The sequence below is a fragment of the Streptomyces sp. NPDC046876 genome, assembly GCF_040645035.1.
GTDB lineage: Bacteria > Actinomycetota > Actinomycetes > Streptomycetales > Streptomycetaceae > Streptomyces.
The window spans coordinates 1-23,198 of the sequence record NZ_JBEYXK010000104.1; the positions used below are offsets into that span (position 1 = coordinate 1).

Genomic DNA, 23,198 nt, shown 5'->3' on the forward strand with positions numbered 1-23,198 from the left:
GGATGAATCCAGCCCGCGCGGCGTTTGAGCGCACCGGGCGCGAAGCGCCCGGAACGGGGTCCGGGGGCGGAGCCCCCGGTTTCGGGAAGGGGCGGGGAGGGGACAGGCTCCGCGCAGCGGCAGACGGCAGCGGCAGGCGGCAGAAACGGGCGAGGGGCGGGCCCGGGGTGTCCGGGTCCGCCCCTCGGCAGGGTCGGGAGGGCGTTAGCCCTTGCGGCTGTAGTTCGGGGCCTCGACCGTCATCTGGATGTCGTGCGGGTGGCTCTCCTTGAGGCCCGCCGAGGTGATCCGGACGAACCGCCCGCGCTCCTGGAGCTCCGGCACCGTACGGCCGCCGACGTAGAACATCGACTGCCGCAGGCCGCCGACCAGCTGGTGGACGACCGCCGAGAGCGGACCCCGGTACGGCACCTGGCCCTCGATGCCCTCGGGGATGAGCTTGTCGTCGCCGCCCACGCCCTCCTGGAAGTACCGGTCCTTGGAGAAGGACTTCCGGTCGCCTCGGGACTGCATCGCGCCGAGCGAGCCCATGCCGCGGTAGGACTTGAACTGCTTGCCGTTGATGAAGAGCAGCTCGCCCGGGGACTCCTCGCAGCCCGCGAGGAGCGAGCCGAGCATCACCGTGTCGGCGCCGGCGACCAGGGCCTTGGCGATGTCGCCGGAGTACTGCAGGCCGCCGTCGCCGATGACGGGGACGCCCGCGGCCTTGGCGGCCAGCGAGGCCTCGTAGATCGCGGTGACCTGCGGGACGCCGATGCCGGCGACGACGCGGGTGGTGCAGATGGAGCCGGGGCCGACGCCGACCTTGATGCCGTCGCAGCCGGCGTCGACGAGCGCCTGGGCGCCGTCGCGGGTGGCGACGTTGCCGCCGATGACGTCGACGGACGAGTTCGACTTGATCTTGGCGACCATGTCGCCGACCAGGCGGGAGTGGCCGTGCGCGGTGTCGACGACGATGAAGTCGGCGCCGGCCTCGATCAGGGCCTGGGCGCGCTCGTACGCGTCGCCCGCGACGCCGACCGCGGCGCCGACCAGGAGGCGGCCGTCCTTGTCCTTGGCGGCGTTCGGGTACTTCTCCGCCTTGACGAAGTCCTTGACGGTGATGAGGCCCTTGAGGACGCCCGCGTCGTCGACCAGCGGCAGCTTCTCGATCTTGTGGCGGCGCAGCAGCTCCATGGCGTCCACCCCGGAGATGCCGACCTTGCCGGTGACCAGCGGCATCGGGGTCATGACCTCGCGCACCTGGCGGCTGCGGTCCGACTCGAAAGCCATGTCGCGGTTGGTGACGATGCCGAGCAGCTTGCCGGCGGGGTCGGTGACCGGGACGCCGGAGATGCGGAACTTGGCGCACAGCTCGTCGGCCTCGCGCAGCGTGGCGTCCGGGTGCACCGTGATCGGGTCGGTGACCATGCCGGACTCGGAGCGCTTGACCAGGTCGACCTGGTTGGCCTGGTCGGCGATGGAGAGGTTGCGGTGCAGTACGCCGACGCCGCCCTGGCGGGCCATCGCGATGGCCATGCGGGACTCGGTCACCTTGTCCATCGCCGCGGAGAGCAGCGGGACGTTGACGCGGACGTTCCGCGAGATGAAGGAGGAAGTGTCGATCTCGTCCGGTGCCATGTCCGACGCGCCCGGCAGCAGCAGGACGTCGTCGTACGTAAGCCCGAGCGCAGCGAATTTGTCGGGCACTCCGTCGGAGTTGACAGTCATGACACCTTCCCAAATGGTCTTGCTCAGCGCGGATGTCCATGCTAACGGGATCGGGAGGCGTCTCATTCCACGAGCGAGATCACTCCCGATTTTCGTGGCTTCCTCCTATTGATCAGGGATCTCCGGAGGGGGCGGACCACCCGCTGCTACTGCTCGGCGAGTGCCCGCAGCCGGCTGAGCGCCCGGTGCTGGGCGACGCGCACCGCGCCCGGGGACATCCCGAGCATCTGGCCGGTCTCCTCGGCGGTCAGCCCGACGGCGACGCGCAGCACGAGGAGCTCGCGCTGCGTCTCGGGCAGGTTGGCCAGGAGCTTGCGGGCCCAGGCGGCGTCGCTGCTGAGCAGGGCGCGCTCCTCGGGGCCGAGGGAGTCGTCGGGCCGCTCGGGCATCTCGTCGGAGGGCACGGCCGTGCTGCCGGGGTGGCGCATGGCGGCCCGCTGGAGGTCGGCGACCTTGTGTGCGGCGATGGCGAAGACGAAGGCCTCGAAGGGGCGGCCGGTGTCCCGGTAGCGCGGCAGCGCCATCAGGACGGCGACGCAGACCTCCTGCGCCAGGTCCTCGACGAAGTGGCGGGCGTCCCCGGGCAGCCGCGAGAGCCGGGTGCGGCAGTAGCGGATGGCCAGGGGGTGCACGAAGGCGAGCAGGTCGTGTGTGGCCTGCTCGTCGCCTTCCACGGCGCGGCGCACCAGCGCACTGACGGCCCCGGCGCTGCCGCCTTTGGCGGCTCCGGTGGGCCCTGTGGCCGCGGAGGAGCCCAGGGCCTCGTCGTCGCGCATCAATCCATGGTGCCTTGGCGCCGGAGCGTTCGCGGCACCTCGGCCCGTGTTGTGCATCGAAGCGTTATGAGCGGGTGCGCCTGAACTCTTCACTGCGCCCTCCCCTCCCGCTCGCCCGAATAGTCCCCGAGGCCCCATCCCAGAAAATGCGCCACACCCTCAAGCATGCGGCATCGCGCACGAAGCGACACGTCCCCCGGATTGTGCCCCGCCAACCCCCCGCTACGCACGGGGTGCGACGGGACGAATACGGATCGGACGCGGCGCGCCCGGTGCGCGCCGCCCCGCCCGCCGGCGGCGGACGGGACCGCCGTCAGCGTCCGGCCCGCGGGAGCGCGGTCAGCGGACCAGGCCCCAGCGGAACCCGAGCGCCACGGCGTGCGCCCGGTCGGAGGCGCCCAGCTTCTTGAAGAGCCGGCGGGCGTGCGTCTTGACCGTGTCCTCGGAGAGGAAGAGCTCACGCCCGATCTCCGCGTTGGACCGGCCGTGGCTCATGCCCTCCAGCACCTGGATCTCGCGCGCGGTGAGCGTGGGCGCGGCGCCCATCTCGGCGGAGCGCAGCCGGCGCGGCGCCAGGCGCCAGGTCGGGTCGGCGAGGGCCTGGGTCACCGTGGCCCGCAGTTCGGCGCGGGAGGCGTCCTTGTGCAGGTAGCCGCGGGCGCCGGCGGCGACGGCGAGGGCCACCCCGTCGAGGTCCTCGGCCACGGTCAGCATGATGATGCGGGCGCCGGGATCGGCCGAGAGCAGTCGGCGCACCGTCTCCACACCGCCGAGCCCGGGCATCCGTACGTCCATCAGAATCAGGTCGGAGCGGTCGGCACCCCAGCGGCGGAGGACTTCCTCGCCGTTGGCCGCCGTCGTCACACGCTCGACGCCGGGCACGGTGGCAACCGCGCGACGGAGCGCCTCTCGGGCAAGCGGGGAGTCGTCGCAGACGAGGACGGAAGTCATGACCGCCCTCCGCAGCTGCTGATGCGCGTCACCTTGAGCCTCCAGGCTGGTACGTATCGTCACCTGTGCGGTCGATGCTCTCGGACACCTGTCCGGGAACTTCTTGGTTCAACCGCCTTCGCTCTCTCAACGATGGTCACTCGAAAGAGTTACGGGTCGGACGGACACCTTCGGCACTCTACGTGAGGACGCGATCACGCGACTGGCGCAACTCGCCAATCGTCCTCCATCTGGAGGTATGCCCTATTTGGCGGCTTTCCTTCCGTTTGGCATGTGTCTGAGGCTAGATTCCCAATGAGTCATATTTACATCTACTACGACAGTAGGTGTGGAGACTTGGACCGTATCCGTCTCAGTACCGGCACCAAGAGGACTACCCATGGCAGATTTCTCCCGCCTCCCCGGACCGAACGCCGACCTCTGGGACTGGCAGCTGCTGGCCGCCTGCCGGGGAGTCGACAGCTCCCTCTTCTTCCACCCCGAGGGCGAGCGCGGTGCGGCCAGGAGTGCGCGTGAAGCCTCGGCTAAAGAGGTCTGCATGCGCTGCCCGGTGCGTTCGGAATGCGCCGCGCACGCCCTGGCCGTCCGCGAGCCCTACGGGGTGTGGGGCGGCCTCACCGAGGACGAGCGCGAGGAGCTGATGGGCCGCGCGCGCCATCGCCTGATCCCCGCATCGAGCACGATCGGACGGATCGCCCCGGACTGACGGGGCGAGAGAAGGAACGTTTCCTCTGGCCGGGGCGGGCCTGGCGTACGGCCGCGCGGACGCGCACCCGACAGCGGCGCGCCTCAGCGGACGGCGGCCCGCTCCAGCTGGGCGAGGGTCGCGGCCACGGCCGGTACGCGGGCCAGGTCGGGCAGGGTCAGCGCCACGATCTCGCGCTCGACGGCCGGCTCCACGGCCAGCATGCTCACGCCCTTGGCCCGTACGGACTCCACCGCGAGCTCCGGCAGCACCGCGACGCCCAGCCCGGCCCCGACGAGGCCGGCCACGGCCGGGTAGTCGTCGGTGGCGAAGTCGATGCGCGGGGTGAAGCCCGCGTCCTCGCACACCTCGACCAGATGGCGCCGGCAGCGCGGGCAGCCCGCGATCCACGGCTCGTCCGCGAGCTCCGCCATGCCCACCCGCTCGGCCCCGGCCAGCCGGTGCCCGGCGGGGACCAGCCCGACGAGCCGGTCCGTCAGCAGCGGCCTTACGACGAGGTCGTCCCACTCGGCGGGCGCGTCCGCGGCGGCGGCCCGCCCGCCGTCCGCACCCGAGCCCGCACCCGAGCCCGCACCCCGGGCCGACGCGTACCGGAAGGCCAGCGCCACGTCGCAGTCGCCGTCGCGCAGCATCTCCACCGAGCGCGGCGGCTCCGCCTCGACCAGCGAGATCCGGGTCCCCGGGTGCTCGGCCCGCATCGCGGCGAGCGCGGTCGGCACCAGGGTGGAGCTGCCGCTGGGGAAGGACACGAGCCGCACCCGCCCGGCGCGCAGGCCGGCGATGGCCGCGACCTCCTCCTCGGCGGCGGTGAGCCCGGCGAGGATCCCGGCGGCGTGCCGGACCAGCGCGGCGCCGGCCTGCGTCAGCCGCATCTCGCGGCCGGCGCGGACGATCAGCGGGGTGCCGGCCGACTGCTCCAGCGCCTTCATCTGCTGGGAGACGGCGGGCTGGGTGCAGCCGAGTTCGCGGGCGGCGGCGGAGAAGGAGCCGGTAGCGGCCACGGCGCGCAGGACGCGGAGATGACGTGCCTCGATCACCCTTCGAGCATAAGCCCTGCTTTGACGGCCGCGCCAATATTCCGGTGCCGCTTTGAGGCTGCTGGGCTAGCGTGTGCTCTCATGGCGCCCATACACGTGATCTCCGTGAACACCGGCCGCGCGACGGCCTCCGAGCACACCGACGCCGAGGACGGGGTGACGGGCATCGGCAAGCGGCCGGTCCCCGGCCCGGTCCGCGTCTTCGCCCCGGGCCCCAGGGGCGTCGGCGCGAGCGGCGTGGAGGGCGACACCGTCTGCGACCTGCGCCACCACGGCGGCGACCACCAGGCGGTGTACGCGTACGCCCGCGAGGACCTGGACTGGTGGGAGGGGCAGTTGGGGCGCGAGCTGCCCGGCGGGGTCTTCGGCGAGAACCTCACCACCTCCGGCATCGACCTGAACGGCGCCCTGCTCGGCGAGCGCTGGCGGATCGGCGCGGAGCTGGTCCTGGAGGTGGCCTCGGCCCGCATCCCGTGCCGCACCTTCCAGGGGGCGCTGGGCGAACGGGCCTGGGTCAAGCGGTACACCGAGGCGGTGCGGCCGGGCGCGTACCTGCGCGTGGTGCAGGAGGGCCCGGTCTCGCCCGGTGACACGGTCGAGGTGCTGAGCCGCCCGGACCACGACGTGACGGTCGGGCTGTGGTTCCGTGCGTTCACCACCGAGCGCGCGCTGCTGCCGCGCACGCTGGCGGCGGGCGCGGCGATGGAGCCTCAGGCCCACGCGAAGGTGCACAAGTACATCGAGAAATACGGGAAGTAGCCGCCCGGCGACGCGTGCGGGACCCCCGGCGGCGCGCGGGCGGCAGGAAAGCGGACGAAGTGGTACCGCCAGGGCGGGCCCGCACCGCCCCGCCGCCCGGGGCGGCTAGGTTGCGGCTATGACGACTGCGTTGATCACTGGATCCACGGCGGGCATCGGCGCCGCCTTCGCCCGCCGGCTCGCCGCCCGGGGCCACAACCTGGTCCTGGTGGCCCGGGACACCAAGCGGCTCGCCGAACAGGCCACGGAGCTGCACGACCGGCACGGCATCGAGGCCGAGGTACTGGCCGCCGACCTGTCCACCGAGGAGGGCATCGCGGCGGTCGAGCAGCGCCTCGGCGACCGCACGCACCCGGTCGACCTCCTGGTCAACAACGCCGGGTTCGGCAACAAGGGCCGCTACCTCGAGGTGGCCATGGCCGACGAGCTGGCCATGCTCAAGGTGCACGTCGAGGCCGTGCTGCGGCTGACCTCGGCGGCCACCGAATCGATGCGCTCGCGCGGCCGGGGCGGTGTGGTCAACGTGGCCTCGGTGGCGGCGTTCGTACCGCGCGGGACGTACGGGGCCAGCAAGGCCTGGGTCGTGCAGTTCACCCAGGGCGCGGCGCGGGACCTGGCGGGGTCGGGCGTGCGGCTGATGGCGCTGTGCCCGGGCTTCGTGCGCACGGAGTTCCACCAGCGGGCCGGCATGGGCACGGACAACATCCCCGGCTGGATGTGGCTGGACGCAGACAAGTTGGTGGCCGCGGCCCTGGACGACCTGGCCCGCGGCAGGACGGTGTCGATCCCGGACCCGCGGTACAAGGCGCTGATGGGTGTGGTGAAGCTGGCGCCGCGCGGGCTGCTGGGCGGGCTGTCCTCGCGGACGGGCCGCAAGTACGGGCCGCAGTAGCGGGGGCGAGGGCGGGCGGCCCGCATCGGCAAAACGGCCGAACGGATGAAATCTCCCTAAACTGGACGTGTTCCTTCCAGCCCGGGAGACGCCATGACATTCGTACAAATTGTCGATTACGAGACCAGCAAGCCCGAGGCCGTCAACCAGCTGCTCGACCGCTACCTGGAGCAGACCAGCGGCAGGCGCACCGTGACGCACAGCATCCTCGGCCGGGACCGCGAAGCCGAGACGCACTATGTCGACGTGGTCGAATTCCCGTCGTACGAAGACGCCATGAAGAACTCTCATCTCCCGGAGACGGACAAGATGTTCCAGGAGATGGTGGCCCTCTGCGACGGGATGCCGCGGTTCACCAACCTCGACGTGGTACGCGACGAGCACCTCAACACCCTGATGGTGAACCGGATGTTCGACGACATCGCGATGAAGGGCGACATGGACGCCGTCGGCGAGATCTTCGCGGCCGACTACCGCGACCACGACATCAGCAACCCCGTCGACAAGATCGGGCCCGCGGGCATCCGCGAGGACGTGCAGATGTGGCGGGGCGCCTTCGACTTCTCCTTCACCCGTGACGCGCAGACGGCCCAGGACGACTACGTCACCACCCTGTGGACCTGGACCGGCAAGCACAAGGGCGAGTTCATGGGCGTCGCCCCGACCGGCAAGACCTGCACGATGACCGGCACCACGGTCTTCCGCTGCGAGAACGGGATGATCAAGGAAGGCTGGTGGCACTACGACGCCATGCGCCTCATGCGGGAGCTCGGCGCGATGTGACAGCCCCGCACGGCGGGGCCGCAGACGACGGAGCCACACACCACGGGGCCGCACACGGGGAAGGCCCCGGTCCGCCACCGCCGGATACGGCGGTGGAGGCCGGGGCCTTCATGTGCTCAGTGAGCGACCGGGTCAGTGGCTGTGGCCGTGACCGTGGCCGTGACCGTGGCCGTCGGCCTCCTCCTCGGCCGGCTTTTCGACGACCAGGGTCTCGGTCGTGAGCAGCAGGGAGGCGATGGAGGCGGCGTTCTCCAGGGCGGAGCGGGTGACCTTGACCGGGTCGATGACGCCGGCCTTGACCAGGTCGCCGTACTCGCCGGAGGCGGCGTTGAAGCCCTGGCCCTTCTCGAGCTCCGCCACCTTCGAGGTGATGACGTAGCCCTCGAGGCCGGCGTTCTCGGCGATCCAGCGCAGCGGCTCGACGGCGGCGCGGCGGACGACCGCGACACCCGTGCCCTCGTCGCCGGTCAGGCCCAGGTTGTCGCCGAGCACCTTCACGGCGTGGACGAGCGCGGAGCCACCACCGGAGACGATGCCCTCCTCGACCGCGGCGCGGGTCGCGGAGATGGCGTCCTCGAGGCGGTGCTTCTTCTCCTTGAGCTCCACCTCGGTGGCGGCGCCGACCTTGATGACGCAGACACCGCCGGCGAGCTTCGCCAGGCGCTCCTGCAGCTTCTCGCGGTCCCAGTCCGAGTCGGTCGCCTCGATCTCGGCCTTGATCTGGTTGACGCGGCCCAGGACGTCGTCGGAGGAGCCGGCGCCGTCGACGATGGTGGTGTCGTCCTTGCTGATGGTCACGCGGCGCGCGGTGCCCAGGATGTCCAGGCCGGCCTGGTCGAGCTTGAGGCCGACCTCCTCGGCGATGACGGTGGCACCGGTGAGGGTGGCCATGTCCTGCAGCATCGCCTTGCGGCGGTCGCCGAAGCCCGGGGCCTTGACGGCGACCGCGTTGAAGGTGCCGCGGATCTTGTTGACGACCAGGGTCGACAGGGCCTCGCCCTCGACGTCCTCGGCGATGATCAGCAGCGGCTTGGAGCCACCCGCCTGGATGACCTTCTCCAGCAGCGGCAGCAGGTCCTGGATCGAGGAGATCTTGCCCTGGTGGATCAGGATGTAGGGGTCCTCGAGGACCGCCTCCATGCGCTCCTGGTCCGTGACGAAGTACGGCGACAGGTAGCCCTTGTCGAAGGCCATGCCCTCGGTGAACTCGAGCTCCAGGCCGAAGGCGTTGGACTCCTCGACGGTGATGACACCGTCCTTGCCGACCTTGTCCATCGCCTCGGCGATGAGCTCGCCGACCTGCTGGTCCTGGGCGGACAGCGCGGCCACGGCGGCGATGTCGGACTTGTCCTCGATCGGGCGAGCGGTGGCGAGGAGCTCCTCGGAGACGGCCTTGACCGCCGCGTCGATGCCCTTCTTCAGGGCGGCCGGGGAGGCGCCGGCGGCGACGTTGCGCAGACCCTCGCGGACGAGCGCCTGGGCGAGCACGGTGGCGGTGGTGGTGCCGTCACCCGCGATGTCGTTGGTCTTGGTCGCCACCTCCTTCACCAGCTGCGCGCCGAGGTTCTCGTACGGGTCGTCCAGCTCGACCTCGCGGGCGATGGTGACACCGTCGTTGGTGATGGTGGGGGCGCCGAACTTCTTGTCGATGACGACGTTGCGGCCCTTGGGGCCGATCGTCACCTTGACCGTGTCGGCAAGCTTGTTGACGCCGCGCTCGAGGGCGCGACGGGCGTCCTCGTCGAACTTCAGGATCTTCGCCATGGGAGCGGTTCAGCCCTCTCGGAAAACTCGGGTTTCAACGAACCGCGCCCCTCGCCGCCCGGCAATCAGCGGGGTGACCAGGGGCGCAGCTCAAAGCAGTGCTGGTGAAGCGAATTACTTCTCGATGATCGCGAGCACGTCGCGAGCCGAGAGGACGAGGTACTCCTCGCCGCTGTACTTCACTTCGGTGCCGCCGTACTTGCTGTACAGCACGATGTCGCCGACGTTGACGTCCAGCGGGAGACGCTGGCCGTCCTCGAAGCGGCCCGGGCCCACGGCGAGGACGACGCCCTCCTGGGGCTTCTCCTTCGCGGTGTCCGGGATGACCAGGCCGGAGGCCGTGGTCTGCTCGGCGTCGAGCGGCTGGACCACGATGCGGTCCTCAAGCGGCTTGATGGCAACCTTGGAGCTGGCGGTCGTCACGATCCGACCTCCCCCTTCGGAGATCTCACGGGGTTAACTGTCTGAGGTGGCGACCAGGTGGATCCGTCGTCGCGGGTGCCGGACCTGCCCGTCGCTGTGTTGGCACTCACCGGGGGCGAGTGCCAGGTGCGAGACTATTCCGGCGATTAGCACTCGGTCAAGCGGAGTGCCAACACGCTCCGTCCGAGTCCCGGATTCGGAGCGCACCCACAGCACTCCCCGGCCACACACGGCCGAAACCCTGCGGTTCCGGTCCCCTCCGAGGGACCCGAAGGAACCTAGGCGCACTGTTTTACGTCTTACACGATATGAAGATAAAACGCCTCAATGGGGACCGGATCGGACAGCCGTGCGGGGACTGAGACCGCTGACGACCGCCGGGGCCCGCCGCCGGACCGAGGCGCTGCTGCTCGTCTTCGTCATCGGCATCGCCGTCCTCGGGCACGCGAGCGCGAGCCTCGCCCTGGGCGGCGAGCTCCCGGCGAACCTCACCGGTTTCACCATCAGCCTCACCCTGCTGGCGCTGGTGGCCCACCTCGGCGTGCGCCGGTTCGCGGCGTACGCGGATCCCCTGATCCTCCCGCTGGCCATGCTGCTGTCCGCGCTCGGGCTCGTCCTGCTGCATCGGCTCGACCAGTCCTACATCGAGCAGTACGGGGCCGAGGCCAATGCGCCCGGCCAGCTGGTGTGGACGGTGATCGGGGTCGCCGCCTGCCTGCTGGTAGTGGCGCTGCTGCGCGACCACCGGCTGCTCCAGCGGTTCATCTTCCTCACCATGGCCGTCGCGCTCGTGCTGCTGATCGCGCCGGCCTTCTCCCCCGCGGACACCTACGGCGCCAAGCGCTGGATCGTCGTCGGCGGCTTCTCCGCGCAGCCCGGCGAGTTCGTGAAGATCATGATCGCGGTCTTCTTCGCGGGCTACCTGGTGATCCACCGCGACTCCCTGGCCCTGGCCGGCCGGAAGTTCCTGGGCATGCGGCTGCCCCCGATGCGCCAGCTCGCGCCCATCGTCACGGTGTGGATCCTCTCGCTGCTGGTGCTGGTCTTCGAACGGGACCTCGGCACCTCCCTGATCTTCTTCGGCGTCTTCGTGGTGATGCTGTACGTGGCCACGGAGCGCACGAGCTGGATCGTGTGCGGCCTGCTCATGGCCGCGGGGGGCGCCTTCGTGGTCGGCTCCACGGAGCCCCACGTCAAGGCGCGCGTGGCGGCCTGGCTCAACCCGCTGTCGTACTACTGGAAGGAACGGCCGCCGGGGGTCAACTCCGACCAGTCCGCGCAGGCCCTGTTCAGCTTCGGCACGGGCGGCATCTCGGGCACGGGGCTCGGCATGGGCCATCCGGAGCTGATCAAGTTCGCGGGCCGCAGCGACTTCATCCTGACGACGGTGGGCGAGGAGCTCGGGCTGGCCGGGGTCATGGCCGTCCTGCTCCTGTACGCCCTGCTCGTGCAGCGGGGGCTGCGGATGGCGCTGGGCGCCCGCGACCCCTTCGGCAAGCTGCTGGCGGTCGGCCTGTCGGCGGCCCTGGCCCTGCAGGTCTTCGTGGTGGCGGGCGGGGTGACCGGGCTGATCCCGCTGACCGGCAAGGCGCTGCCGTTCCTGGCGAAGGGCGGCTCGTCCCTGCTGGCCAACTGGATCATGATCGCCCTGCTGCTGCGCATCAGCGACAGCGCGGAGCGGCAGCGGGAGGCGGACAGCCGCGGCCCGGTGGAGACGGTGATCACCCCGGTGATCGCGCTCAGTGGACCACGGTGAAGCTGCGCCAGGGCAGGGTGTCGGGGGCGGTGTCGTTCGACAGGGTGGTGGCGACGTAGGTGCCGTCCGCCTTGTCGGACTTCTTGCAGTCCGGCGTCCGGTACAGCACCACGTCGACCAGCGTGTCGTTGTGGACGTGGGCCGCGCCGCGCGGCAGGAGGATGCGGTGGCAGCCCTCGACGGAGGTGTTCGAGTGGGTGACCTCGATCGGCGAGTCCTCGGCGCGGAACCTGAGCTCGCCCACGGTGGTCTTGCCGGCCGAGCAGGCCGTGGCGGTGAGCAGCAGGAGCGAGGCCCCTGCGATGACGGTGATACACCGGGAGCGGTGCGAGCGGTGCATGGCTCGGTCCTCGTCTGTGCGGGTACGGGTGCGGGCAGCCGTTACTCGCAGCTTGGCGAGCCCGGCGGCATCCGGCATCCGCTGCGCGCCCGGCCGGATGACGGCCGAAGGGGCGACCCGGTCCGGCGGGGGCGGCCGGCGGCCCGCCGGCCCGTCAGAGCCAGTCCTCCAGGCGGCCTATGCGGTAGCCCTGGCGCTGGATGCTCTCCAGCATGTGCCGGGTCATCTGGACCTCGTTCTCGCCCTTGAGCTCGGCGGGGCCGCGGAAGTGGGCCAGGATGATGTCTCCGGGCTTCAGGCCCGAGCCCTCGGCGTACTGGAAGTCGTTGATCTGCATCGACGCCTTCCACAGCACGACCTGCGTGATGCCGCACTCGGCGGCCGCCTTGAGGGTGTCGTCGTTGTAGTTGCCGTACGGCGGGCGGAAGCGGGTGGGCTTGGCGCCGAAGCGCTTCTCCAGGCGCTCCTGCTGACCGCATATCTCCTTCTTCTGCGCCGCGAAGGGCAGGGTGCGCAGGTTCGGGTGGGTCAGCGTGTGGTTGTTTATGGTGCTGCCGGAGCCGTTGTCGCGGATCTTCTCGAAGTGGCCGTAGTCCGACGAGGCGATGTTGTCCGTCAGGAACATGCTGATCGGCAGCTTGAGGTCGGCCGCCATCTTCAGGAACTCGGGGTCCTTCTCGGCGCCGTCGTCGAAGGTCAGGAAGACGACCTTCTCGCCCGCGGGGACGGGTATTCGGTCCACCACCTGGGGCTTGCCCGGGGCCGGCGGCGGCAGGACCGGCTTCTGCGCGGGCTTCGGCGCGAACTGCACCGGGGCGTTCAGCCCCCACTTCCTGTACGCCTGGTCCCCGGGGCTCGCCGCCGAGGGGGAGCCGCTCGGGGAGGCCGACGCCGCTGCGGAGGCCGACGGGGTGGCGTGCCCGTCGGTGGTCTTGCGGCCCAGTCGTTCGATCGGGTCCACGCTGTTCCCGCACCCCGTCAGGGACAGGGCGAGCGCGCCGGCCGCCAGCGTTCCGGCCGTCAACCGGCGCGCGTACTTCACAGGTAGTCCTCCAAGCGGGCCACGGCATACCCCTTGTCCGTGACGGTCTTCATGACGTTACGGATCATGTCAGGCATGGAGCCCTTCCAGTCCTCGCGCCCCCGGAAATGCGTGAGGATGATATCTCCGGGATGCAGGTCCCGGTCCCCTTCACGGTAGTCCCACCGGTCCGGGAACGCCTCCGCGTTCCAGAGCGGAACGGCTTTGACGCCACAGGACTTGGCCGCCTTGAGCGTGTCCTCGTTGTAGTTGCCGTACGGCGGGCGGAGCAGCGCCGGGCGCTTGCCGAACTGCCTCTGCATGACGTCCTGCTGGCCGCAGATCTCCTCGCGCTGCTGCTCGTACGTGAGCGCGGGCAGGTAGCGGTGGTTGAGCGTGTGGTTGTCCAGGGTGACGCCGGCGGCCTGCATCTCCTTGAAGTAGCCGTAGTTGTCGCGGATGAGGTAGTCGCTGAGGAACGCCGTGTACGGGATCTTCAGCTCCTTCATCATCTTCAGGAACTCGGGGTCCTTCTCCGCGCCGTCGTCGATGGTCAGGAAGACGACCCGGTCCTCCGTCGGGACGGTCGTGAAGACCGGGGGGAGGTTCTCCTGGCCGTCGACCTCGAAGCCGTCGCGGGTGGTGATCTCCGGCTTCGGCTTGGGCGCCGACGGCGCGTCCAGCGGCGGCTTGGCCAGCTTCCACTTCTTCGCCGCGGCGACCACGGACTGCCGGGCGGCCTTGCGCTCCTCGGGGGTGAGGGGCGCGGCGGGCGCGCCCGCCGCCTCGGCGCCCTTGACGGGCTTGGTCCGGTCGGGTGAACCCGACTCCGCGGAGGAGCCGCACGCGGTTCCCAGGGCGGCGACCAGCAGGGCGGCCAGGGCCACCCCGGTCCGGCCGCGCGGGCCGGCTCCGCGCCGGCGACCGTGAAGCGTCCTATGTCCCTTTTGTCGTACAAGCTGCATAGCTGCGCATCCTGGCACCGCGTGCGTGCGCCGCCCGGTCGACACCGCGGGCGGACGGCGACCTTCCACCGGCTGGCCCACACTGGCCGACAATGAACGGGTGACGCCCGAAGACTTCGCCGACCTGCTGACCCCCGAGGGCCGCGCCCTCCTGGACTCCCTGCGCGACCACGACCCGGCCCAGGAGCTCGCCGTCGCCACCCGGCTGCGCCGCGACCATCCGGCGCACCTGGTCTCCGCCGCCCTCGGGCAGGCCCGGCTGCGGCAGCGGGCGGTGGCGAAGTTCGGCGCCGAGGACGCGTTCCGGATGTACTTCACCCCCGGCGGCGCGGAGATGGCCACCCGGGCCGCGGTGGCCGCGTACCGGGCGGGGCGGCTCGCGGCGCTCGGCGTGCGCAGCGTCGCCGACCTGTGCTGCGGCATCGGCGGGGACGCCCTGGCCCTGGCCCGGCTCGGCATCCGGGTCCTGGCCGTGGACCGCGACCCGCTGACCGCCGCGGTCGCCCGGGCCAACGCCGAGGCGCTGGGGCTGGCGGAGCTGATCGAGGTCCGGGAGGCGGACGTGACCACGGTCGACACCACCGGCTACGACGCCGTCTTCATCGACCCCGCCCGGCGCGGCGGCCGCGGCCGCATCTTCGACCCCGAGTCCTACTCGCCGCCGCTGTCGTGGGCGGTGGAGACGGCCCGCGCGGCGGGGACCGCCGCCATCAAGATCGCCCCCGGCATCCCCCACGAGGCGGTCCCCGCCGGCGCCGAAGCGGAATGGATCTCCGACCACGGCGACGTAAAGGAAGCCGTCCTGTGGTTCGGCACCCCCGACCCCGCCCCCGCCGGCCGGGCCACGGCCCCGGCCGACGGCCCGACCACGGGCGAGGCGGCGGCCGCGGCGCCGGACGGCGTCGCCGGGCGGGCCGATTCCGGGCCGGCCCGGGACGCCGGGGCGACCGCAGGAGCGGCCCCGGACACCGGCCCCGCCACCGAAACCGGCGACCCGGCCGACAGGCCGGCCACGGGCGCAGCGCCGGACGGCGTAGCCGGGTCGGCCGGGTCCGGGCGGAGCCCGGGGAACGGGGGAAGGGCGGGCAGGGGACCGGCGCCGCAGGCAGCCCCGACCCGGAGCGGCCTTGCATCCCCGGCCGGCGGGCCGGACGCGGTGGCGGGCCGGGGGGCCGTGGTGCGGGCCACGCTGTTGCCCGGGCCGCGTACGCTCCGCCGCTCCGGGCCGATGGTCGAGGCCCCGGTCGGGCCCGTCGGGCGGTACCTGTACGAGCCCGACGGGGCCGTCATCCGGGCCCACCTCGTCGCGGAGGTCGCCGAACGGCTCGGCGGCCGCCTCATCGACCCCACCATCGCCTACGTCACCGCCGACGAGCTGATCGCAACGCCCTACGCGACCGCGTACGAGATCACCGACGTGCTGCCCTTCGGCCTGAAGAAGCTCAAGGCGCTGCTGCGCGAGCGCGAGGTCGGCATCCTGACGGTGAAGAAGCGCGGCTCGGCCATCGAGCCGGAGGAGCTCCGCAAGAAGGTCAAGCCGCAGGGCCCGCACGCGGCGACCGTGTTCCTGACCCGCGTCGCGGGCGCCCCCTCGATGCTGATCGGCTCGCCGGTCAGCGCCCCGTAGGCCGGCGTACGGCGCGCACCGCCCACCGGTAGTGCGCGCCGGCCTTGGCCAGGCCCAGCAGGCCCGTGATCCACAGGACCATGCCGAGACCCATGTAGTAGGCCACTTCGCCGTACGTGGTCTCCCCCGGCCGGGCCGAGGCCGCGGCGGCGAAGGCCACGTACAGCCCGAGCGCGGCCGGTACGAAGGAGGCCAGCAGCCAGGTCAGGCTGAGCCCCGGCGCGCGCAGCCGGGCGTCGGCGGCCGGGTCGTGGTCGCAGGCGGCCCATGCGTGCAGCAGCCGGCGCACCTCCCGGTCGCGGCGGGCGCCGCGCGCGAACCAGAACCCGGCCGGGACGAGCACGCCCGCCCCCAGGGCCGCGAAGACGATCCCGAAGACGGCGGAGAGCGGCTCGGGGGTCTCGAAGGACATCAGCGCCATGCCGACGAAGGACCAGCCGAGCGCGAAGACCGCGGCGACGGCCCAGAGCAGCAGCAGTCGGCCCGGGCCCAGGCTGAGCCGGCCCAGCTCCTGCAGGATGCGTGCCCGGTCGGCCCGTACGGCGGTCTCGTCCAGCCAGGGGCGCAGGTCCGCGGACGGCGGCGGGGGCGGCAGGTCACGGCGAGGCATGCACATGACCATATCCGGCCGGTGCCGCCGGATCCCGAACCGGGATCCGGCCGGCCGGGCCGACCCCGTCGCTCAGGCCCGGCCCGCAGCCTCCACCGACTCGAACCGCCAGCGGTGCACCGGACGGGTGATCAGATCGGCGGCGGGCTCGGGGAGTTCGGGGAACTCCCCGGCCGGCCCGTCGGCCGCCTCCCACCAGGTGATGACCAGCACCCGGTCGTGCGGGGCCCGGAACACCTCGCGCCGCACCGGATCGCGCTCCAGCTCCAGGGCCTGCGAACGGGCCCACTCCAGCAGCTCGTTGCCCCGGCCGTCGGCGGCCCGGGCTTCCCACATCAGCGCGACGGTGGACATCAGTACAGGTTGTCCTTGCTGAGTTCGTGCACGTGGTCGTGGTCGTGCGCATGACCGTGCCCGTGGCTGTGGCCGTGCCCGTGCTCCTCGCCCTGCCCGCCGGAGGCACCCGGCACGTGCGGGTCGGTCACCGGCAGCGAGGAGTCCGCCGACAGGCCCCAGTCCGAGGCCGGACGGTTCCGCTTGACCATCTCCGCGCCCAGCGCCGCCACCATCGCACCGTTGTCCGTGCACAGCTTGGGGCGCGGCACGCGCAGGATGATGCCCGCATTGTCGCAGCGCTCCTGCGCCAGCGCCCGCAGCCGGGAGTTGGCCGCGACACCGCCGCCGATCATCAGGTGGTCCACGCCCTCGTCCTTGCACGCGCGGATCGCCTTGCGCGTCAGCACGTCCACCACGGCCTCCTGGAAGGACGCCGCCACGTCCCGCACCGGCACCTCCTCGCCCGCGTTCCGCTTGGCCTCGATCCAGCGGGCGACAGCCGTCTTCAGCCCGGAGAAGGAAAAGTCGTACACGGGGTCGCGCGAACCCGTCAGCCCGCGCGGGAAGTTGATCGCCTTCGGGTCGCCCTCCTTGGCCAGCCGGTCGATGACCGGGCCACCGGGGAAGCCCAGCTGCAGCACGCGCGCGATCTTGTCGAAGGCCTCGCCCGCCGCGTCGTCGATGGTCGCGCCCAGCGGCCGTACGTCGGAGGTGATGTCCGGGGCGAGCAGCAGCGAGGAGTGCCCGCCGGAGACCAGCAGCGCCATCGTCGGCTCGGGCAGCGGCCCGTGCTCCAGCTGGTCCACGCAGATGTGCGAGGCCAGGTGGTTCACCCCGTACAGCGGCTTGCCGAGCGCGTACGCGTACGCCTTGGCCGCCGACACGCCGACCAGCAGCGCGCCCGCGAGGCCGGGTCCGGCGGTGACCGCGATGCCGTCGAGGTCGCGGGCGGTGACGCCCGCCTCCTTCAGGGCGCGCTCGATGGTCGGGACCATCGCCTCCAGGTGCGCGCGGGAGGCCACCTCGGGCACGACGCCGCCGAAGCGGGCGTGCTCGTCGACGCTGGAGGCGACCGCGTCCGCCAGCAGGGTGGTGCCGCGGACGATGCCGACGCCGGTCTCGTCGCAGGAGGTCTCGATGCCGAGGACGAGGGGTTCGTCAGCCATGGGTCTCACCTTGTACGGGTCCGTCCGCGGGGACGGAGTGTGCGGGATCGGAAAGGCGCATCACGAGCGCGTCGACGTTGCCGGGCTGGTAGTAGCCCCTGCGGAAGCCGAGCGGTTCGAAGCCGAAGCGCTCGTAGAGCTTCTGCGCACGGGTGTTGTCCACCCGCACCTCCAACAGCACCTCGGCGCACTCGAACGCGGTGGCGGCGCGCAGCAGGTCGGTGAGGAGCCGGGCGCCGAGCCCGGTCCCCCACTGGTCGCGCGCGGCCGCGATGGTCTGTACGTCGCCCAGGTCGCCGGCGGCGGCCAGCCCGGCGTACCCGACGAGGCGGCCCGTGCCTTCGTCCTCGGCCACCACGTAGTGGCGCGTGGCGTGCGGGCCGCGGGCGTGGGCGAGCTCGGACCAGAACATTCCGGCGGACCAGGCGTCCTCGGGGAACAGCTCCTGCTCCAGTTCCAGCACGGGCTCGATGTCCCACCAGCGCATCTCGCGCAGTACTGCCGTCACTGCGGGGTGACCACCTTGTAGTTCTTCGGCACCTGCGCGTCGGGCCGGCGCAGGTACAGCGGCGTCGGGGGCAGGAACTCCTGCCCGGCCGCCAGCTTCCGCACCGCCAGGCCCGCGAGGGCGGCGGCGCTCTGGTGCTCGGGGCCGCGGGCGTCGGTGAAGACCTCCGGGTAGAGCAGCGCGCCCTGGCCCACCGCCGGCAGCCCGGCGACCCGCTCGGCGATCTCGGCCGGGCGGTCCACGGCGGGCTCGCCGACCCGGGTCAGCGGGTCCTCGTAGCGCGCCCAGTAGACCTCCTTGCGCCGCGCGTCGGTGGCGACGGTGAAGGGGCCCTCGATCCCGGCGGCGCCGGCGGCGTACGCGAGGCCGTCGAGGGTGCACAGGCCGTGCACGGGGATGCCGAGGACGGAGGCGAAGGTGGAGGCGGTGACGAGGCCGACGCGCAGCCCGGTGTAGGGGCCCGGGCCGACGCCGACGACGATGCCGGTGAGGGCCTCGAGCTTCAGCCCGGCCTCGGCGAGGACCTTGTCGACCGAGGGCAGCAGGAGCTCCCCGTGGCGGCGGGCGTCGACCTGGTGGGACTCGGCGAGGACGGAGTCCCCGTCGTGCAGGGCGACGGTGACGGCGGGCGTGGCGGTATCTACGGCGAGCAAGAGCACGCGAACAGCCTACGACTCCCCGGCCCCGGGCCCTCGCGGCCGGTCGCCGGGCACCCCGGCTGCTACCTTCGACCCAGGTATCGGCCGGGGTCGGGCCGCGGGCGCGCACAGCCCTGCGGGCGGCCCCGGTACAGGGGCAGCGCGTCGGAGCGCGGAGAGGTGGAGCAAGGTGGCACGCAGCAGCTCGGGAATCGTGGCCGGGCTCACCGTCGCGGCGCTCGCCGCGGTCGGTTTCCTCGGCTACCAGGCGTCCGCGACCGCGCCCGCGCACCCCGTGAAGGAGGCCCCGCGGGCCGCGGCCCCCTCCAACGCCCCGGCCGCGCCGGGCCCCGAGGCGCAGAAGCCGGCGGCCCTGCCGGCCGATTCCGGCACCGGCGCGCGCGTCGTGTACTCGGTGAACCTGCGCCGGGTGTGGCTGGTGGGCGAGGACGGGCGGGAGCTGAAGTCGTTCTCGGTGATGCCGAGCACGGCCCACCCCAAGCCGGGCACGTATCTGGTGAGCTCGCGCGCGGGGTCGGTCACCGGCTCCGACGGGGTGCCGGTCGAGCACGTGGTGCGCTTCGCCACCGCCGAGGGCATCGTGATCGGCTTCAGTGCGCGCGTGGACGGCCAGATGCCGCAGCCCGACCCGACCAGGAAGACCGGCGGCATCCGGATGACGCGGGCCGACGGCGATGCGATGTGGGCGTTTGCGACGATCAACGCGAAGGTCGTCGTCCTGCCCTGATGCCGCAACCGGACCTCCGGGCGGGGTTCACCCGGACGGAGGACACGGTGTGACGGGGCCGGACGAGTGACTCAGGCCGTGACTCAGGCCGTGACTCAGGCCGCTTCGGACTCCGGGGCGGCCTGCTCGCCGACACCCTCGGGCGCCCCGGCCGGACCGGATGCGGCCGGGGAGGGCGTGGAACGGCCGGATGCGGAACAGCCGGGTCCGGGACGGGCGGGTCCGGGACGGTCGGGCCCCTGCGGGGCGTCGGCCCCGGCGCGGCGGACCCGCGCGGGCGGGGTCGACACGGCGGTCGCGGCCGCACCGGCCGCGAGCAGCGCCCCCATCGGCACGGCGGACGGGCGGGGGTCGCGCGGTGCGGTTGCTCCGGGTGCTCCTGCCGACATGGCTGCCTCCTGGCCCGGGCCGGCCGTACTTAGGTAGGCCTAACCAGCCCTCCGTACCATGTCACCACGTACGCCTCTGTCGGCGCAATACGTTTCCCGACGGGTTGTCGGTACGTTTTCCCGCGCGTCCCGTTCCGTACGCTCAGCCCGCCGCTGCGGTGGCCAGGGCCCCCAGCGCGTCCGGTGCGGCCCAGCGGGCGCCGATCCCGCGCACCGAGACCTCGCGCACGTCGTCGAGGACCTCCTCGTGCCCGACGGCGCGTGCGATCACCACGTGCAGACGGTCCTCGGAGAGCTCCTCCACCTTGCCGTCGCCCCACTCCACGACGACCACGGACTCGGGCAGCGAGACGTCGAGGTCCAGGTCCTCCATCTCCTCCAGCCCGCCGCCGAGCCGGTACGCGTCCACGTGCACCAGCGCCGGCCCGCCGCGCAGCGACGGGTGCACCCGGGCGATGACGAAGGTCGGCGAGGTCACGGCACCGCGCACGCCGAGCCCCTCGCCCAGCCCGCGGGTCAGCGTGGTCTTGCCCGCGCCGAGCTCGCCGGTCAGCAGGACGAGGTCGCCGGGGCGCAGCAGGCCGGCGATGCTGCGGCCGAGCTCCTGCATCGCCCCGGGCGAGTCGACGGTGATGCGGGCCTGGGCGGCGGGGGCCTCAGGTCCCGGCTGCGGTGCCGGGCTGCGGGGGGTTGCCGGCGGTTCCAGCGGTGCTTCTTCCATGTCCGCCAACGTTAGCCGCTGCGGGCACCGCACCGGTGCGCGCGAACAGCTCGGTCAGCAGCCCGGTCACCGTCTCCGGGTACTCCAGCATCATCAGGTGCCCGGCCCGCTCCAGGACCACCAGCTCGGCGGCCGGCAGCGCGTCCTTGATGGCCTGGCTGTGCGCGGCCGGGGTGATCATGTCGTGGTCCCCGGCGATGACCGTGACGGGGATGTCCGCGAACCGCTGGAGGGCGTCCGTCTTGTCGTGGGTCTGGAACGCCGGGTAGAACTCGGCGACCACGTCGATCGGGGTGGCCTCGATGAGCCGCTCGGCGAAGCGGGCGACGCCCGGATCCACCTCGCGGGGCGCGCCGAACGAGTACATCTTGATCATGCCGGCGAACAGGTCGGCGGTGGCCCGCCGGCCCCGCTCGACCAGCTCCACCTGCGAGCCGAGCGCCTTCAGGACGGGCGGCAGGATCCGGCGTACGGCCCCCATGCCGACGGCGGGCAGCCCGTACGTCACCTCGGAGAGGCGGCCGCTGGAGGTGCCGACCAGGGCCACGGCGAGGACGCGGTCGCGGACTAGCTCCGGGAACTGCTCGGCCAGCGCCATGATCGTCATACCGCCCATGGAGTGGCCGACCAGGATCAGCGGGCCCTCGGGGGCGGCGGCGTCGATGACCGCCTTCAGGTCGCGGCCGAGCTGGTCGATGGTCGCCGGCTCGCCGTCGGCCTGGGCGAAGCCGCGGGCGCTGCGGCCGTGGCTGCGCTGGTCCCAGTACACGGCGCGGACCGTGCCGCGCAGGGCGGCGCGCTGGAAGTGCCAGGAGTCCTGGGCGAGGCAGTAGCCGTGGCAGAACACCACCGTCGGCGGGGCCGCGGCCTTGCGGCGCAGCCGCGGGCGGGAGCGCTGGCGCTTGGCGGGCTCCTCGGGCAGCTCGTCCACCTCGTAGTGGAGCTCGGTGCCGTCCTCGGCGTAGGCGGCGCCCGGGGTTCCGCGCAGCGAGCCGTAGTCGCCGGTGGCGTCGAGGGCCACGCGCGCCTTGCGGCGCATGCCGCGGCCGACCGTGATCCGTTCGACGGCGACACCGGCCGCCGCACCCGCGGCTATCACGCCGATGGCCGCTCCGGCCCAGCCGGCCCTGCGCCAGTTCTCGCTCACGCCGTCCTCACTCAGCAGTCAGCACTCGGCCGTCAAGCGTTGCGGTACACCCGGGGTACCCGCGCGCCGATACGGGTGACGATCTCATACGCGATCGTGTGCGCCGCTTGAGCCCAGTCCTCGGCGGTGGGCTCGCCGTGGGCGCCGCTGCCGAAGAGGACGGCCTCGTCGCCCGCGCGGACCCGGCCGCCGTCGCTGCCGAGGTCGACGACGAACTGGTCCATGGCGACGCGCCCGGCGACGCGGTGGACGCCGCCGCCGACGAGGACGGGGCCGCGGCCGGAGGCGTGCCGGGGGATCCCGTCGGCGTACCCGGCCGGGATCAGCGCGAGAACGGTCTCGCTGTCGGTCACGTGGTGGTGGCCGTAGCTGACGCCGTGGCCCGCGGGCACCGTCTTGACCAGGGCCACGGTGGCCTTGAGGGCCATCGCGGGCCGCAGTCCGAGCTGCTCCGGGGTGCCGAGCTCGGGTGCGGGCGAGACGCCGTAGACGGCGAGGCCGCAGCGCACGAGGTCGAAGTGGCTTTCGGGGAGGGTCAGCGTCGCCGGCGAGTTGGCGATGTGCCGGACCTCGGGCTCCACGCCCTCCTTCTCGGCGTACGCGAGCATGTCGCGGAACGCGGCGAGCTGGAGCGGGACCGAGGGGTGGCCCGGCTCGTCGGCGCAGGCGAAATGGGACCAGACGCCGGTGACCCGGACGGTGCCCTCGGCCTGGGCGGCGACCGCCGCGCCGACGAGCTCCGCCCAGTCGGCGGGCTGGCAGCCGTTGCGGCCGAGGCCGGTGTCGGCTTTGAGCTGGATCCGGGCGGGGCGGCCGGCCGCGCGGGCGGCGGCCCGCGCCTCCTCCAGCGCCCACATCCCGCTGACGGACACGTCGATGTCGGCCTCTACGGCCTCCTGCCAGGGCCCGCCGGGGGTCCACAGCCAGCACATGATCCGGCCGCCGATGCCGGCCGCGCGCAGGGCGAGCGCCTCCTGGGGGGTGGCGGTGCCGAGCCAGGTCGCGCCGGCCTCCTGGGCCGCGCGGGCGCAGGGGACGGCGCCGTGGCCGTAGGCGTCCGCCTTGACGACGGCCATCAGGGCGGCACGGGGCGCCCGTTCGCGCAGGGCGCGGACGTTGGCCCGTACGGCGTCAAGATCGATCTCGGCGTACACGCGCGTGGCTGTCTCGTTCATCGCCCACAGTCTCTCAGAGCCCGGCCCGGCCGCCCGCAGGGCAACCCCCTGGTGGCGCGTCGCCCCCGGCCCCGGCCCGGCCGCCGCCGCTGCGCGGAGCCGTTCCCCACCCCGCCCCTTCCCGAAACCGGGCTCCGCCCGGACCCGTCAAAGATCGGGGCTCCGCCCCGGACCCCGCGCCTCAAACGCCGGCGAGGCTGGAAAATCCAGCCCGCGCGGCGTTTGAGCGCACCGGGCGCGAAGCGCACGG

At 72.6% G+C, this 23,198-nt stretch carries 25 protein-coding genes; 7 read left to right on the forward strand and 18 right to left on the reverse strand.

All coding sequences use genetic code 11. The annotated features are described in order from the left end of the window. Window positions 1–204: 204 nt before the first annotated feature. The 3 genes from guaB to ABZ924_RS32485 all read right to left on the reverse strand — a co-directional run bounded on the left by guaB (window position 205) and on the right by ABZ924_RS32485 (window position 3,437). Window positions 205–1,710: an IMP dehydrogenase gene (guaB, locus tag ABZ924_RS32475; RefSeq protein ID WP_361917891.1), complete on the reverse strand. Its 1,506-nt coding sequence runs from the start codon at window positions 1,708–1,710 to the stop codon at window positions 205–207. Between the two features lie 146 nt (window positions 1,711–1,856). Beyond that, on the reverse strand, window positions 1,857–2,486 hold the full coding sequence (locus tag ABZ924_RS32480; RefSeq protein ID WP_361917894.1) for a sigma-70 family RNA polymerase sigma factor: 630 nt from the start codon (window positions 2,484–2,486) through the stop codon (window positions 1,857–1,859). 339 nt (window positions 2,487–2,825) lie between these two features. Further along, window positions 2,826–3,437 (reverse strand): response regulator transcription factor, encoded by a 612-nt coding sequence (locus ABZ924_RS32485; protein WP_003948568.1) that lies wholly within the window; start codon window positions 3,435–3,437, stop codon window positions 2,826–2,828. Window positions 3,438–3,816: 379 nt separating this feature from the next. Here ABZ924_RS32485 and ABZ924_RS32490 point away from each other — a divergent pair, with 379 nt between their 5' ends. Then, a complete protein-coding gene (locus tag ABZ924_RS32490) occupies window positions 3,817–4,143 on the forward strand; it encodes a WhiB family transcriptional regulator (RefSeq protein WP_361917897.1) in 327 nt (108 codons plus the stop codon). Between the two features lie 83 nt (window positions 4,144–4,226). On the opposite strand, the gene ABZ924_RS32495 is transcribed toward ABZ924_RS32490, so the two are convergent. Further along, on the reverse strand, window positions 4,227–5,180 hold the full coding sequence (locus ABZ924_RS32495; RefSeq protein WP_361917900.1) for a LysR family transcriptional regulator: 954 nt from the start codon (window positions 5,178–5,180) through the stop codon (window positions 4,227–4,229). Window positions 5,181–5,270: 90 nt separating this feature from the next. On the opposite strand from ABZ924_RS32495, the gene ABZ924_RS32500 reads away from it, so the two are divergent. From ABZ924_RS32500 to ABZ924_RS32510, 3 genes are all read left to right on the forward strand, one after another. After that, window positions 5,271–5,939 (forward strand): MOSC domain-containing protein, encoded by a 669-nt coding sequence (locus ABZ924_RS32500; protein WP_361917951.1) that lies wholly within the window; start codon window positions 5,271–5,273, stop codon window positions 5,937–5,939. A gap of 118 nt (window positions 5,940–6,057) precedes the next feature. Continuing rightward, a complete protein-coding gene (locus ABZ924_RS32505) occupies window positions 6,058–6,831 on the forward strand; it encodes an SDR family NAD(P)-dependent oxidoreductase (protein ID WP_361917903.1) in 774 nt (257 codons plus the stop codon). Window positions 6,832–6,924: 93 nt separating this feature from the next. Beyond that, a complete protein-coding gene (locus ABZ924_RS32510) occupies window positions 6,925–7,614 on the forward strand; it encodes an ester cyclase (protein ID WP_361917906.1) in 690 nt (229 codons plus the stop codon). Between the two features lie 132 nt (window positions 7,615–7,746). On the opposite strand, the gene groL is transcribed toward ABZ924_RS32510, so the two are convergent. Together groL and groES are read right to left on the reverse strand one after the other, a co-directional pair. Beyond that, complete coding sequence (gene groL / locus ABZ924_RS32515) at window positions 7,747–9,378, reverse strand: chaperonin GroEL (protein ID WP_361917909.1); 1,632 nt, start codon at window positions 9,376–9,378, stop codon at window positions 7,747–7,749. A 114-nt stretch (window positions 9,379–9,492) separates the two neighbouring features. After that, window positions 9,493–9,801, reverse strand: a complete 309-nt coding sequence (gene groES, locus ABZ924_RS32520) for a co-chaperone GroES (RefSeq protein ID WP_360635802.1) — start codon at window positions 9,799–9,801, stop codon at window positions 9,493–9,495. A gap of 349 nt (window positions 9,802–10,150) precedes the next feature. Here groES and ABZ924_RS32525 point away from each other — a divergent pair, with 349 nt between their 5' ends. Continuing rightward, window positions 10,151–11,557 (forward strand): FtsW/RodA/SpoVE family cell cycle protein, encoded by a 1,407-nt coding sequence (locus ABZ924_RS32525; RefSeq protein ID WP_361917912.1) that lies wholly within the window; start codon window positions 10,151–10,153, stop codon window positions 11,555–11,557. On the opposite strand, the gene ABZ924_RS32530 is transcribed toward ABZ924_RS32525, so the two are convergent. From ABZ924_RS32530 to ABZ924_RS32540, 3 genes are all read right to left on the reverse strand, one after another. Then, on the reverse strand, window positions 11,541–11,897 hold the full coding sequence (locus ABZ924_RS32530; protein ID WP_361917915.1) for a hypothetical protein: 357 nt from the start codon (window positions 11,895–11,897) through the stop codon (window positions 11,541–11,543). The genes ABZ924_RS32525 and ABZ924_RS32530 overlap by 17 nt on opposite strands. Window positions 11,898–12,051: 154 nt before the next feature. Then, the gene (locus tag ABZ924_RS32535) at window positions 12,052–12,939 is read right to left on the reverse strand and encodes a polysaccharide deacetylase family protein (protein ID WP_361917918.1); all 888 of its coding nucleotides are present in this window, start codon (window positions 12,937–12,939) and stop codon (window positions 12,052–12,054) included. After that, complete coding sequence (locus ABZ924_RS32540; RefSeq protein WP_361917921.1) at window positions 12,936–13,805, reverse strand: polysaccharide deacetylase family protein; 870 nt, start codon at window positions 13,803–13,805, stop codon at window positions 12,936–12,938. Before ABZ924_RS32540 ends, ABZ924_RS32535 begins: the two co-directional genes overlap by 4 nt. 178 nt (window positions 13,806–13,983) lie before the next feature. On the opposite strand from ABZ924_RS32540, the gene ABZ924_RS32545 reads away from it, so the two are divergent. After that, complete coding sequence (locus tag ABZ924_RS32545) at window positions 13,984–15,510, forward strand: methyltransferase domain-containing protein (protein ID WP_361917924.1); 1,527 nt, start codon at window positions 13,984–13,986, stop codon at window positions 15,508–15,510. On the opposite strand, the gene ABZ924_RS32550 is transcribed toward ABZ924_RS32545, so the two are convergent. The 5 genes from ABZ924_RS32550 to tsaB form a co-directional block, all read right to left on the reverse strand. After that, window positions 15,497–16,120 carry a hypothetical protein gene (locus tag ABZ924_RS32550; RefSeq protein WP_361917927.1) on the reverse strand — a complete coding sequence of 208 codons (624 nt, stop codon included), beginning with the start codon at window positions 16,118–16,120 and terminating at the stop codon, window positions 15,497–15,499. The two genes, ABZ924_RS32545 and ABZ924_RS32550, sit on opposite strands and share 14 nt — an antisense overlap. Window positions 16,121–16,192: 72 nt before the next feature. Beyond that, complete coding sequence (locus ABZ924_RS32555) at window positions 16,193–16,474, reverse strand: hypothetical protein (protein ID WP_361917930.1); 282 nt, start codon at window positions 16,472–16,474, stop codon at window positions 16,193–16,195. Continuing rightward, on the reverse strand, window positions 16,474–17,622 hold the full coding sequence (tsaD, locus tag ABZ924_RS32560; protein WP_361917933.1) for a tRNA (adenosine(37)-N6)-threonylcarbamoyltransferase complex transferase subunit TsaD: 1,149 nt from the start codon (window positions 17,620–17,622) through the stop codon (window positions 16,474–16,476). The genes ABZ924_RS32555 and tsaD overlap by 1 nt, the downstream gene beginning before the upstream one ends. Then, window positions 17,615–18,109, reverse strand: a complete 495-nt coding sequence (gene rimI / locus ABZ924_RS32565) for a ribosomal protein S18-alanine N-acetyltransferase (RefSeq protein ID WP_361917954.1) — start codon at window positions 18,107–18,109, stop codon at window positions 17,615–17,617. Before rimI ends, tsaD begins: the two co-directional genes overlap by 8 nt. 17 nt (window positions 18,110–18,126) lie before the next feature. After that, entirely contained in the window at window positions 18,127–18,789 is a 663-nt protein-coding gene (tsaB, locus tag ABZ924_RS32570; protein WP_361917936.1) for a tRNA (adenosine(37)-N6)-threonylcarbamoyltransferase complex dimerization subunit type 1 TsaB, read from the reverse strand. 169 nt (window positions 18,790–18,958) lie between these two features. Between tsaB and ABZ924_RS32575 the strand changes: the two genes are divergently transcribed. Continuing rightward, window positions 18,959–19,516 (forward strand): hypothetical protein, encoded by a 558-nt coding sequence (locus ABZ924_RS32575; protein ID WP_361917939.1) that lies wholly within the window; start codon window positions 18,959–18,961, stop codon window positions 19,514–19,516. A gap of 95 nt (window positions 19,517–19,611) precedes the next feature. On the opposite strand, the gene ABZ924_RS32580 is transcribed toward ABZ924_RS32575, so the two are convergent. The 4 genes from ABZ924_RS32580 to alr form a co-directional block, all read right to left on the reverse strand. Next, window positions 19,612–19,905, reverse strand: a complete 294-nt coding sequence (locus tag ABZ924_RS32580) for a hypothetical protein (RefSeq protein WP_361917942.1) — start codon at window positions 19,903–19,905, stop codon at window positions 19,612–19,614. Between the two features lie 142 nt (window positions 19,906–20,047). After that, window positions 20,048–20,515 (reverse strand): tRNA (adenosine(37)-N6)-threonylcarbamoyltransferase complex ATPase subunit type 1 TsaE, encoded by a 468-nt coding sequence (gene tsaE, locus ABZ924_RS32585; protein ID WP_361917957.1) that lies wholly within the window; start codon window positions 20,513–20,515, stop codon window positions 20,048–20,050. Between the two features lie 46 nt (window positions 20,516–20,561). After that, window positions 20,562–21,773 carry an alpha/beta hydrolase gene (locus ABZ924_RS32590; RefSeq protein WP_361917945.1) on the reverse strand — a complete coding sequence of 404 codons (1,212 nt, stop codon included), beginning with the start codon at window positions 21,771–21,773 and terminating at the stop codon, window positions 20,562–20,564. Between the two features lie 32 nt (window positions 21,774–21,805). Then, entirely contained in the window at window positions 21,806–22,948 is a 1,143-nt protein-coding gene (gene alr, locus ABZ924_RS32595; protein ID WP_361917948.1) for an alanine racemase, read from the reverse strand. Window positions 22,949–23,198 lie beyond the last annotated feature (250 nt).